This is a genomic window from Roseicella sp. DB1501 (assembly GCF_013112485.1).
GTDB lineage: Bacteria > Pseudomonadota > Alphaproteobacteria > Acetobacterales > Acetobacteraceae > Paracraurococcus.
In genome coordinates this window covers 350082-361113 of record NZ_JABFHG010000007.1, presented here as the reverse complement: position 1 = coordinate 361113, position 11032 = coordinate 350082, and the positions used below count along the sequence as shown (strand labels likewise).

The following is an 11032-nucleotide window of genomic DNA, read 5'->3' as shown; positions in this document are numbered from 1 at the left end:
CCAGGGCAGCCCAACCGCCAGCACCAGCAGCGCCGCCCCCGTCAGCCAGGGCTGCAACCGCCCCGCCAGCCGCAGGAACCGGCCAGGATTGGCAAAGCGGTGCAGGCCACGCCCAGCAGGGAGAACAACGGCCGGGCCGCTGGCCTCCAACTGCGGCGTGATCAAGGCGCGCCTTGCGGCGGGCGGTCCGTCCGCGGCTCATCTTCCGGGGACGAGGCGGGCGGCAGGCGCGCCTCGGCCGCCTGGGGCGGGTCCAGGGAGGCCAGCGGAGGAGAGCCGCCTTCGATCTTCGCCGCGGGCGGCGCGACGTAGAGCGTGCCCGGCGCCGCGGCCTCCGGCTGCCTGATCCAGCCGGCGGCATAGGGCGCGCGGATGGCGAGCAGCACCAGGACCGCGAGCAGGAAGAGCAGGCCGAAGGGGAAGCCGCCCGCGATCGTCAGCATCATGTTGATGGCGCCCGGAACGGCCAGGGCCGCGAGCAGGACGAAGGGGCGGAACCGCTCGGGGAGGTCGTCATACCAGCGATTCACGCGCAGCACCCAGTCCGGGGCGGTGATCTCCATCCTGGCGCCCGCTCCGGCGGCCTCGGCCTCCCCGGCCTGGAGCCAGCCGAAGGTCTGCGGCACCCGGATCGCCGCCATCGCGGCGATGGCCAGGAGCAGCAGCAGGCCGAACGGAAAGCCGACGGAAATCGTCAGCAGCATGTTCAGGGCGCCGACGACGATCAGGGCCCAGACGACGACCTGGAAGCGCCACGCATCCGGGATCCGGTCGTACCAACGGTTCCAGCGATAGAGCCGATCAGCCTGGGTCATGACTACCTCCGATGCGCAGGATGAGGGCCGGGGGGGGCCGCCCGTGCCGCGCCATGGTGGATGGATGCCGCCCGCGCTCGCCAGACCGCGCCAGGTCTGGTAGGAGCCCGCACGGCCCGCGGCGGGCGATCCGCCGCAGACCGGTGCCGCCGCAGCAGGACGCACCTTGACCGAGCATCCGGGACCCGCATCGGCAGGGCAGGAAAGGCAGCCTGGGCTGGGCTGGCGGCCCATCCTCGTCGCTGCCGCGGCCGCCCTCGGCGTGGCGGTGCTCGGCGGCCTGGCCACCAATCTCGGCGATTGGTACCGCCAGCTCCGCCGCCCCGACTGGCAGCCGCCGGATTGGGTGTTCGGGCCTGCCTGGACGCTGATCTTCACGCTGACGGCGCTGGCCGGCCTGCGCGCCTGGCGGGCCGCGCCAAGCCCCGGGGCGAAGCATCGGCTCCTCGCTTCGTACGCCGTGAACGGCGCCCTCAACATCCTCTGGAGCGTGCTGTTCTTCACGCTGCAGCGGCCGGACTGGGCGCTCTTCGAAGGGGCGTTCCTCTGGGCTTCCGTGCTGGTCCTGCTCCTCGCCTCGGGCCGGCACGACCGGACGGCCGGCTGGCTGCTCGCACCCTATCTCGCCTGGGTCAGCTTCGCGCTGGCGCTGAACTGGGCGATCCTGCGGCTGAATCCGGTGGGCTGACCGCATGATGCAGGCCCTCTTCTCGAGTGGGCGCGTGGTCGATCTCGCCCTCGGCCTGATGCTGCTCGAAGCCCTCGCCCTGCTGGCCCTGCGCCGCAGCCGCGGCGGCGGCCTCGCGCCGGCGGAGCTGCTGGCCTTCCTGCTGGCCGGCGCCGGCCTGCTCCTGGCCTTGCGCGCGGCCCTGGTCGGCGCCGCCTGGCAGTGGATCGCCCTGCCGCTGATCCTGGCGCTGCTGGCGCATCTGGCCGATCTCGGTCTGCGCTGGCGCCGCGCCGCGCCGCGCTGAAGCGGATTGCGCTGCGTGTCGGCCGGGGCGCGCATCGCTCAGCCGAACAGGTCGATCGGCGAGTCGCGGCGCAGCGCGGCGCCCAGCGACCGGCCGATGGCGGCGGCATCCGCCGCCCGTCCCTCCGCGACGCGGCGCAGCAGGAAGGACCCGTCCGGCCGCGCCACCAGCCCGGTGAGGCGCAGGCCGCCATCCGGCAGCAGTCGCGCATGGCCGCCGATCGGCGTGCGGCAGGAGCCGTCGAGCGCAGCCAGCAAGGCGCGCTCGGCCGTGGCGACCGCCAGCGCCTCGGGGTCCTCGATGGCGGCGAGGAGGGCGCGCAATTCCTCGTCCTCCGCCCGCACGGTGACGGCCACGATGCCCTGGCCGGCCGCCGGCACCATCACCTCCGGGTCCAGCACGAGCCCCGCCTCGGCCTCCAGCCCCAGCCGGCGCAGCCCGGCCAGGGCCAGCAGCGAGGCCGCCGGATCGCCGCCCGCCCGCACCCGGGCCAGCCGCGTCTGCACGTTGCCGCGCAGCATCTGCACCCGCAGGTCCGGGCGGGCATGCAGCAACTGCCCCTGCCGGCGGGAGGAGGCGGTGCCCACCACCGCGCCGCGCGGGATGAGATGCCAGGGATCCGCCGGATCGCCGCCCGCCCCGTCCGGCCGGCCGCAGGCGGGGCCGAGGATCAGCGCATCGCGCGCATCCTCCCGCTTCAGCGCGCAGGCCAGCACGATGCCCGGCGGCAGCTCCGTCTCCAGGTCCTTCAGGCTGTGCACGACGAGATCGACGCGGCGGTCGAGCAGGGCCTCGTGCAATTCCTTGGCGAAGAGTCCCTTGCCGCCGATATCGGCCAGGCGACGGTCCTGGATCTGGTCGCCGGAGGTGGAGAGCGCGCATTCCTCGAACACCGCGCCGATGCGCAACAGCGGGCAGAAGCCGGAGATCAGCGCCATGAAATGCCGCGCCTGCCACAGCGCCAGCGGCGAGGCGCGGGTGCCGATGCGCAGCGGCGGCGGACGGAAGGGCGGAGGGGGGAGGGGCAGGGGCAGGGACATCCCCTCGCGCGCGCCCAGGCCCGGCATCGGCACCGCGCCATGCAGGGCGACCTCGGCCTCGAGGTGGCGCAGCCCGGTCATGCCCGCGCCAGCCCGGTCAGGTGCGCGAGGTTCTTGAAGAAGATGCGGGCATGCGCCAGGGGGCGCGCCTTCACCAGCTCCTTGTTCATGTAGGCGTCCCAGGTGAGCTGCTGCACGTCCCGGTCGCGGCAGATGGAGACGAAGCGTTCGCGCCGCCCATCGTCGCGGTACCAGTAGTGCTGCATGATGCCGAGAATCCAGAAGACGCCGCCATGCAGCCGCATGAAGCGCCGCCGGGCGCGGCGGAGCGTGCGGGCGTCGCCGCTCAGCAGGAAGCCGTGCGCGGCATCCGCCGCCAGCCGGCCGCCGAGCATGGCGTAGTAGATGCCCTCGCCCGAGGCCGGGGCGACCACGCCCGCGGCATCGCCCGCGAGCACCACGCCGCGGCCGTCATCCCAGCGCCGCAGCGGCCGCAGCGGGATCGGGGCGCCCTCGCGCCGCAGCGTCTCCACGCCCTCCAGCCCCGCCTTGCGACGCAGCTCGCCGATCGCGGCGCGCATGCCGAAGCCCTTCTGCATGGAGCCGGTGCCGATGCTCGCCGTCTCCCCGTGCGGGAAGATCCAGGCATAGAAATCGGGCGAGAGGCTGCCATCGTAATGCACGTCGCAGCGCGTACCGTCATAGGCGCTGGTACCGGGCGCGGGCGAGCGGACGATCTCGTGATAGGCATAGACGCAGGGCACGCTCGCCCCGGGCAGGCATTGCCGCGCCACCGCCGAGCGCGCGCCGTCGGCGCCGACCACCACCCGCGCCCGGAGGCAGCGCTCCGCCGTGCCGTCCTTCGGGCGATACCAGACCAGGGAGCCGCCCTCCGGCGCCGGCTCGAGCCGCAGGAAGCTGCCGGCGCGCCGCTCGGCGCCGCAGCGCGCGGCGCGGTCGCGCAGCCATTCATCGAAGGTCTCGCGGTCCACCATGCCGACGAAGCCCTCGCCGACCGGCATGTCCACGCTGCGGGCCGAGGGCGCGACAATGCGGGCGCCGGCGATCCGGGCAACCAGCAGGCTCTCCGGCACCGCGAAATCCGCCATCAGCCGCGGCGGCACGGCACCGCCGCAGGGCTTGATGCGGCCCATGCGGTCGAGCAGCAGCACCGCATGCCCGGAGCGGGCGAGCTCGGCCGCCGCGGTCGCTCCGGCCGGACCGCCGCCGACCACGACGGCATCGAAACTCTCGATGCCCGAGGAGGCTTCGGGATTGGCGGCGTCGCGCGGGATCGCGCGGTCCGGCGCCGCGGCGGGGGCGGAAGCCTCCCGCGACTTCAACCCATCCCTCATGCGTCCCGCTCCCATGTGCTTGCCCGTAGGGTCACGGCGCCGCGTCCCGTCCGCATCATGCTCGCGGCCAGGGAGGCGGCGCCGAGGAACAGCAGGGCGTTGCCGAGGAACACCGCGCCATAGGCGGCGGGCGCCGCGCCGAGCAGGGGCCGCGCCAGGTCGAGCGCGGCGGTGCTCGCCAGCCCGCCCAGGCCGAAGGCGATCGCCTGCGCCGCGCCCCAGAGGCCAATGCGCAAGCCCTCGCGCCGCCCGTGCGCCGCGAGCTGCATCATCGAGGCGATGGCCGCCGCGGCGAAGGCGCCGTTCGCCAGGCCGAGCCCGACGAAGGAGAGACCGAGCGGCCAGTCGCCGCCCGCCAGCCCGGACAGCGCCAACAGGGCCATGCCGGCGGCCGAGGCGACGCAGCCCGCCACGCTCCAGGCCTGCAGCGCGCGCAGCGACCGCACGGCGCCGCCGGCCAGGGCGACCAGCGCCATGCCCGCCAGCACGCCGCCATGCTGCAGGGAGGCAAGGCGGGTCGACTCGCCCAGCGTCAGCCCGAAGACCTGGCCCGCGAAGGGTTCCAGCATCAGGTCCTGGGCGCTGTAGGCGAGCATGGAGACGAAGACGAACAGGGTGAAGCGCCGCGTCACCGGCTCCGTCCAGACCTCCGCCAGGGCGGCGCGGAAGGGCAGCGGTGCGGGGGAAGGCGCGGGGGAGGGGCCAGGGGAGAGTGCGGCGACCGGCTCCATGCCGCGGAGCGCCACCAGGACCAGCAGGAAGGCCAGGCCGCAGAGGCCGGCGGAGACCGCCAGCAGCCGCGCCGGCGAATAGGGGTCGAGCAGCCGGCCGGCCAGCGCCGTGGACAGGACGAAGCCCGCGATCATCATGATCCAGACGATGGAGGCCGCCGCCGCCCGCCGGGCCGGCGCCACGCGCGCCGTGAGCAGGACCAGCAGCGCGGTGCCGGCGGCCGAGACCCCGGCGCCGATCAGCAGGAAGGCGACCAGCGCGGCGAGGATGCCGAGCAGCAGCGCGCCGGCCGCCATCAGCACCACGGCGCCCGCCGCGCCGATGCCGCCGAGCGCGAGCGCCGCCATGCCGCCGATGATCCAGGGCGTCCGCCGGCCGCCGATATCCGAGCCATGCCCCATCAGGGGACGCAGCACCTGCACGCCGTAATGCAGCCCGACCAGCAGGCCGGGCAGCAGCGCCGGCAGGGCGAGCTCGACGATCATGACCCGGTTGATGGTCGAGGTCGTCAGCACGACGACCGAACCGAGCGCCGTCTGCACCAGGCCCAGCCGCAGGATGCCGGCCCAGCCCAGCCCGGCGGGCGCCTGCGGCATCCGGGCGGGCGCCACGGCCTCAGCCTGCTGGATCGGGGCGCAGCGCGAGCGCGCTGGCCAGCATGCCGAGCACGTAGAGCGAGACGCCGGTCGCGCCGTACCAGGGCGCCAACCGGCGCGGGTCGCGCAGCAGCCGCAGCATCAGCCCGAGCTGGCCGAGCAGCAGCGCCGCCACCGCCGCCGCCTGCCAGGTGGCGCCCCAGCGCAGCAGCAGCGCCGCCACGATAAGCTGCGGCAGGGCCATGGCGAGGCAGGCCACGCGGCCGGCCAGGGCCGGGCCGAGCTGCACCGGCAGCGAGCGGATGCCGAAGCGCCTGTCGCCCTCGACGGATTTGAAGTCGTTCAGCGTCATGATGCCATGCGCGCCCGCCCCGTAGAGCAGCGCGACCAGGACCAGCCGCGGCGCCGGCGCCTGGCCGGACAGCACGGCGGCGGCGGTGATCCAGGGCAGGGTCTCGTAGCAGAGGGCGCAGGCGGCATTGCCCAGCCAGCCATTGCGCTTCAGCCGCAGCGGCGGTGCGCTGTAGGCCCAGGCCAGCGCCACGCCGAGCAGCGTCGCCGCGAAGCCCCAGGTCCCCAGCAGCGCGCCGACGACCAGCGACAGCGCCGTCCAGCCGATCGCGATGCCAAGCCCGTAGCGGCCCGGTATGCGTCCCGAGGGGATCGGCCGGTCGGGCTCGTTCACCGCATCGACATGCCGGTCGAACCAGTCGTTCACCGCCTGGCTCATGCCGCAGACCAGCGGGCCGACGAGCAGCAGGCCGAGCAGCGCCGATGGCCAGCGCGCCAGCACCAGGCCCGAGGCGACGGCGCCGCAGCCGAAGGCCCAGACGGGGGGAAACCAGGTGAGCGGCTTCAGCAGCTCCAGCACGTCGCCCGGGCGGGGATGCGATCGCGGCAATGCGGCGGCGAGAGCAGGCTGGGCCATGCCGGTCTCCTAGCTGTCCTCGATCTGGTTCGCCTCGGCCCCAAGATCGCCGAGGCCGTAGCGGCGCAGCTTGACGTAGAGGCTCTGCCGGCTCAGGCCGAGCAATTCGGCGGCGGAGGCGCGGTTGTCGCCGGTGAGCTGCAGCGCGGCCTCGATGCAGAGCCGTTCGATCACGTCGGTCGCCTCCCGCACGAGATCCTTGAGCGGAACGCGGCCGATGAGCTCCGTGATCTGGCCGACCGAGCGCAGCGGCTCCGCCCGGCCCGACCCGGTGGCGAGACGCATGCCGACATCGCGGATGGCGAAGCCGAAGCAGTCGCGCCCGCCGGCCTCCGTCACCGACACGGCGGAGACCTCGACCTCGGTGGTGCCGCCATGCTCGCCGCGCAGCGTCGTCGCGAAGAGCCGGATCGAGCCGCGCTGCCGGAGCGCCCCCGTCAGCACCTCCATCTCGACGCCCTGGCGGCCGAGCCAGCGATCGAGCGGCTCGCCCAGGGCCTGATCCTCGGAGGCCAGCTGCGCCGCTTCCAGGAAGGCGGCGTTGGTGGTGAGGATGCGGCCCTCGTGGTCGGTCACGACGAAGGCGTCCGGCGCACCCTCCACCGCCTCGAGCAGCTTCGACTTCGGCCGCGGCAGGGCGAGGGCAGCGGCATCGGCGCGGGCCGGCGACAGGCGGACCAGGAAGGTTGTGCCCTCGTCCTGGCGCAGCAGGGACACCGCGATGTTGACCTCCCGCCCATCCGCCTCGAGCGGGGCGACGGTCTCGTCCGCGCGGCCGCCGGCGCGGACCGCGGCGAGCAGCAGCCGGACGCTGTCCTGGCCCTCCGACGCGAAGGCCTCGACGAAGGAGCGACCCATGAGGCGCTTCGCCGTCTTGCCGAAGAACATCGCGGCCGCCGGGTTCATCTCCAGCACGCGGCCGCTTGGCGCATCCACCACCAGGATCGGTTCCGGCGAGATCTGGAACAGGAGGCGATAGCGGGTCTCCGCCTGGCGCAGGCGGGCATAGTCGCGCTCCACGGATTGCTGGGCCTCGACGAGCCGTTGCTGCAGGCTGGAGATCGGCCGCAGGTCCCGGCCGAAGACCACGACCCGGTCGGCCGTGCCGAGGCGCACGGCGGCGCATAGGATCGGCACCGAGCCGACGGATGGCGCGAGCTGGTTGAGGTGCCGCCAGCGTGGCGCACGGCCGGCGACCGCGTCGCTCAGCAGCTCCTCGGCCTTGGGCCGGCTTTCCACGGTGACGGTCTCGATCCAGGGCCGCCCCAGCCAGCTCTCCCCGGCGGAGAGGTCGTGCCCAAGCTCCTCGCTGTTGATGGCGAGGTCATGGATGACACCATCGGATGTCAGGATGATCGTGATGTCCGAGGCGGCCGCGATCACCGAGGCGGTGGCATCCGTATCGAGATTGCCGAGCGATAGGCTGGGAGCCTTGAATGACGTCACGGGGACGGTGATCCTTGTGTTCGCCAGTGAGATCCGGGTTTTCCCCCCCTTGCTTTTCTTCATTATCTGATGGTCCGATCGGCCAGCAGCGCCAGCAGGGTCTCCGCCTGCAAGGCCGCCTGACGGCCATCCCGGGCCGTGGCATCGGCGCCAACCTGCGCCGCCAGTCCGGGATTCTCGTTGAAGACCCTGCCGCCTACCATGATGCCGATCGCCTCGTTGCGTGAGCTGCGTCGGACCCTATGGATCAACTTCGGCAGGTGGTCGATCCCGCTATCGCAGCTCACCGAGAGACCGAGCACCGCGAACCACTGCCCGGTGACGAGCTCGATCAACGCATCCTCGCTCGGCGCCGGCTCGCTCCAGACCTCCCAGCCGGCGCGGAGGAAGAACTCGGCCACCATGGTGAGGCCGAAGCTGTGCTGCTCCCCGGGCAGCGGCAGCAGGGCCGCCCGGCGCCGCAGGTCGTGCCGCCTCGCCGGCGCAACGAAGGCCGGGCTCAGCTGCCGCAGCACCTGCTGCAGCCGGCCGAGGCCGAGGGTGACGTCGGCGAAGCTGCAGAGATCCTCGACCCAGAGCTGGCCGAGGCGGCGGGCGGCGGGCGCGAGCAGCTCGAGATGCAGGCGTTCGAGCGTCACGCCCTGCAGGCGCAGCGTTTCGACGAAGCAGAGGGCGGTCGCCGCGTCGCTGGTCATGACCAAGGCGACGAGGGCCACCACATCCTCCGGCCCGGGAACGGCGCCGTCCTCCTCCTCGGGATCATCCAGCTTCGCCGTCCGGTTGGTCCTGACGCCCTGGCGGAGCAGGAGGCGAGGCACGACCTCGGCCCGCACCGCCGTGGCGAGCAGGGCCCGCAGCTCCTCGGCGGCGCCGGGCGGCGTCAGTGCCGGAGAGCAGGTCAGCGGCAGCGCCTGGAGCAGGATGGGCCGGGTGGGTGCGAGCTTCGCCGCCGGGAGGCCGGCAATCGGCCATGGCATGTCCCTGATCGCGCGATCCTCGCCTGGTCGCCCTGATGAGGCGACCATCGGCTTTTCCACCATCAGTCCCTCCCTTGTCGTCTTTTTCCCCCGCTGCCGCCGCGATTGTCAATCTGCATTTACGTCAATCTAGATTGACACCTGGGATGCGGCAGTCCTAGCCTTCTGCCGTGGGCAAGGAGGTCGGCAGCGGAAACCCTGGCAGACAGTAACGGCATCGGTCCACGCCGCTTCCCGTTCCAAGGAATGCCAGCCCCCTTGCCAAGCATCTCGGCCAGCCGACGCCCGCGAGGGAGGGTTTGTCAAGCAATGCTTACGCTCGGCGTCCTGGACCGCCTGATCGACAGCACGCATGCCTGCCCGTGGGGCGCCACCGCCGGACGGGCGAGGCCGCGCAGCGCCGCGCTCTACACGGCCGAGGAGAGGATGCGGCGCGACGCCTCGCCCTGGACGCTGGTGCAGGGCGTGCTCGCACCGCTGCAATTCCTCGTCTTCCTCGTCAGCCTCGGCCTGGTGCTGCGCACGCTGCTGACCGGCGAGGGCGCCGCCGCCGCGGCCGCATCGGTCGTGCTGAAGACGCTCGTGCTCTACACCATCATGGTCACCGGCTCGATCTGGGAGAAGGCGGTCTTCGACCGCTGGCTCTTCGCCCAGGCCTTCTTCTGGGAGGACGTGTTCAGCATCCTGGTGCTGGCGCTGCACACCGCCTATCTGGCGGCGCTCCTCCTCGGCTTCGGCGATCCGCGGTCGCAGCTGTTGCTGGCCCTTGCCGCCTATGCCGCCTATGTTTTCAACGCCGCGCAGTTCCTGCTGAAGCTCCGCGCGGCGCGGCGCGAGGGCGCTGGCCTGAAGCCCCACGGCGCCGCCGCCGCGGGCTATGCCGGATGAGCGGCGCGGGCGCCCTGCCAACGGGGGCGGAGGCGGGCACCGCCAGGCCGCCGGTGCTGCGCGAGCGCGGGCAGCGCGAGGTGTTCTGCGGCCTGACCAGCATCGTGTGGCTGCACCGCAAGGTCCAGGACGCCTTCTTCCTCGTCGTCGGCAGCCGCACCTGCGCGCATCTGCTGCAATCCGCCGCCGGCGTGATGATCTTCGCCGAGCCGCGCTTCGCCACGGCCATCATCGAGGAGCGTGACCTCGCCGGCCTCGCCGATGCGAATGAGGAGCTGGACCGGGTGGTGGGGCAGCTGGTGGCGCGCCGCCCCGAGATCCGCCTGCTGTTCCTGGTCGGCTCCTGCCCCTCCGAGGTGATCAAGCTCGATCTCGCGCGCGCCGCGGCGCGGCTGTCGCGGCGGCTGCTGCCGGCGGTGCGGGTGCTGCACTACTCCGGCAGCGGCATCGAGACCACCTTCACCCAGGGCGAGGATGCCTGCCTCGCGGCGCTGGTGCCGGAGATGCCGGCGGCGACGGACCGCTCCCTGCTGGTCGTCGGGGCCCTGGCCGAGGTGGTGGAGGATCAGCTGCGGCGCCTGCTCACGGCGCTCGGCATCGGCCCGCTGCACTTCCTGCCGCCGCGCCGCGCGCGGGACCTGGCTCCGATTGGGCCGCAGACCCGCTTCCTGCTGGCGCAGCCCTTCCTCGGCGAGACCGCGCGGGCGCTGGAGGCGCGCGGCGCCCGCCGCATCCCCGCGCCCTTCCCTCTTGGCGCCGAGGGCACGACGCTCTGGCTGCGCGCGGCGGCCGAGGCCTGGGGCATCGGGGCGGCGCGCTTCCGCGAAGTCACGGCGATGGCGGAGCGGCGCGCCCGGGAGGGGCTGCTCCGCCTCCGCGACGGGCTGGCCGGCAAGCGCCTCTTCTTCTTCCCCGACTCGCAGCTGGAGGTGCCGCTGGCGCGCTTCCTCTCGCGCGAGCTCGGCATGGTGCCGCTCGAGGTCGGCACGCCCTATCTCCACCGCGAGCATCTGGCCGAGGAGCTGGCGCTGCTTCCCGCCGGCACGCCGCTGAGCGAGGGACAGCACCTGGAGCGGCAGCTCGACCGCTGCCGGGCGGCGCGCCCGGACCTGACGGTCTGCGGCCTCGGCCTCGCCAATCCGCTGGAGGCCGAGGGGCTGACGACCAAATGGTCGATCGAGCTCGTCTTCACGCCGATCCAGGGCTACGAGCAGGCGGCCGACCTGGCCGGCCTCTTCGCCCGGCCGCTGGTGCGGCGCGACCGGCTGGCGGTGTAGCGCC

General features: G+C 73.4%; 11 protein-coding genes. 4 read left to right on the top strand and 7 right to left on the bottom strand.

The window, feature by feature from the left end:
* Window positions 1-161: 161 nt before the first annotated feature.
* Window positions 162-815, bottom strand: coding sequence for a hypothetical protein (locus tag HJG45_RS16445; RefSeq protein ID WP_171613168.1), 654 nt, complete (start codon window positions 813-815; stop codon window positions 162-164).
* 166 nt (window positions 816-981) lie between these two features.
* Between HJG45_RS16445 and HJG45_RS16440 the strand changes: the two genes are divergently transcribed.
* Together HJG45_RS16440 and HJG45_RS16435 are read left to right on the top strand one after the other, a co-directional pair.
* Window positions 982-1503 carry a TspO/MBR family protein gene (locus tag HJG45_RS16440; protein ID WP_217362943.1) on the top strand — a complete coding sequence of 174 codons (522 nt, stop codon included), beginning with the start codon at window positions 982-984 and terminating at the stop codon, window positions 1501-1503.
* Window positions 1504-1507: 4 nt separating this feature from the next.
* On the top strand, window positions 1508-1789 hold the full coding sequence (locus HJG45_RS16435) for a hypothetical protein (protein WP_217362942.1): 282 nt from the start codon (window positions 1508-1510) through the stop codon (window positions 1787-1789).
* A 38-nt stretch (window positions 1790-1827) separates the two neighbouring features.
* Here the strand turns inward: HJG45_RS16435 and hemC are convergent, their stop codons facing one another.
* The 6 genes from hemC to HJG45_RS16405 all read right to left on the bottom strand — a co-directional run bounded on the left by hemC (window position 1828) and on the right by HJG45_RS16405 (window position 8863).
* The gene (gene hemC / locus HJG45_RS16430) at window positions 1828-2829 is read right to left on the bottom strand and encodes a hydroxymethylbilane synthase (RefSeq protein WP_254452577.1); all 1002 of its coding nucleotides are present in this window, start codon (window positions 2827-2829) and stop codon (window positions 1828-1830) included.
* Window positions 2830-2906: 77 nt separating this feature from the next.
* Window positions 2907-4184 (bottom strand): geranylgeranyl diphosphate reductase, encoded by a 1278-nt coding sequence (locus tag HJG45_RS16425; RefSeq protein ID WP_171613167.1) that lies wholly within the window; start codon window positions 4182-4184, stop codon window positions 2907-2909.
* On the bottom strand, window positions 4181-5527 hold the full coding sequence (locus tag HJG45_RS16420) for a BCD family MFS transporter (protein ID WP_368040616.1): 1347 nt from the start codon (window positions 5525-5527) through the stop codon (window positions 4181-4183). Before HJG45_RS16420 ends, HJG45_RS16425 begins: the two co-directional genes overlap by 4 nt.
* A gap of 4 nt (window positions 5528-5531) precedes the next feature.
* Window positions 5532-6440 carry a chlorophyll synthase ChlG gene (gene chlG, locus HJG45_RS16415; protein WP_171613166.1) on the bottom strand — a complete coding sequence of 303 codons (909 nt, stop codon included), beginning with the start codon at window positions 6438-6440 and terminating at the stop codon, window positions 5532-5534.
* 9 nt (window positions 6441-6449) lie between these two features.
* Complete coding sequence (ppsR, locus tag HJG45_RS16410) at window positions 6450-7886, bottom strand: transcriptional regulator PpsR (protein ID WP_368040615.1); 1437 nt, start codon at window positions 7884-7886, stop codon at window positions 6450-6452.
* Window positions 7887-7948: 62 nt separating this feature from the next.
* On the bottom strand, window positions 7949-8863 hold the full coding sequence (locus HJG45_RS16405; protein ID WP_171613164.1) for a B12-binding domain-containing protein: 915 nt from the start codon (window positions 8861-8863) through the stop codon (window positions 7949-7951).
* Window positions 8864-9172: 309 nt separating this feature from the next.
* On the opposite strand from HJG45_RS16405, the gene bchF reads away from it, so the two are divergent.
* Together bchF and HJG45_RS16395 are read left to right on the top strand one after the other, a co-directional pair.
* Window positions 9173-9751: a 2-vinyl bacteriochlorophyllide hydratase gene (gene bchF / locus HJG45_RS16400; RefSeq protein ID WP_171613163.1), complete on the top strand. Its 579-nt coding sequence runs from the start codon at window positions 9173-9175 to the stop codon at window positions 9749-9751.
* On the top strand, window positions 9748-11028 hold the full coding sequence (locus tag HJG45_RS16395; RefSeq protein ID WP_171613162.1) for a ferredoxin:protochlorophyllide reductase (ATP-dependent) subunit N: 1281 nt from the start codon (window positions 9748-9750) through the stop codon (window positions 11026-11028). Before bchF ends, HJG45_RS16395 begins: the two co-directional genes overlap by 4 nt.
* The last annotated feature ends 4 nt before the right edge of the window (window positions 11029-11032 follow it).

Excerpts from the sequence above, each read along its gene's own strand:
- HJG45_RS16445 (WP_171613168.1), bottom strand. The coding sequence starts at position 815 with ATGACCCAGGCTGATCGGCTCTATCGCTGGAACCGTTGGTACGACCGG.
- HJG45_RS16435 (WP_217362942.1), top strand. The coding sequence starts at position 1,508 with ATGATGCAGGCCCTCTTCTCGAGTGGGCGCGTGGTCGATCTCGCCCTC.
- hemC (WP_254452577.1), bottom strand. The coding sequence starts at position 2,829 with ATGTCCCTGCCCCTGCCCCTCCCCCCTCCGCCCTTCCGTCCGCCGCCG.
- HJG45_RS16425 (WP_171613167.1), bottom strand. The coding sequence starts at position 4,184 with ATGAGGGATGGGTTGAAGTCGCGGGAGGCTTCCGCCCCCGCCGCGGCG.
- chlG (WP_171613166.1), bottom strand. The coding sequence starts at position 6,440 with ATGGCCCAGCCTGCTCTCGCCGCCGCATTGCCGCGATCGCATCCCCGC.
- HJG45_RS16405 (WP_171613164.1), bottom strand. The coding sequence starts at position 8,863 with ATGCCATGGCCGATTGCCGGCCTCCCGGCGGCGAAGCTCGCACCCACC.
- bchF (WP_171613163.1), top strand. The coding sequence starts at position 9,173 with ATGCTTACGCTCGGCGTCCTGGACCGCCTGATCGACAGCACGCATGCC.
- HJG45_RS16395 (WP_171613162.1), top strand. The coding sequence starts at position 9,748 with ATGAGCGGCGCGGGCGCCCTGCCAACGGGGGCGGAGGCGGGCACCGCC.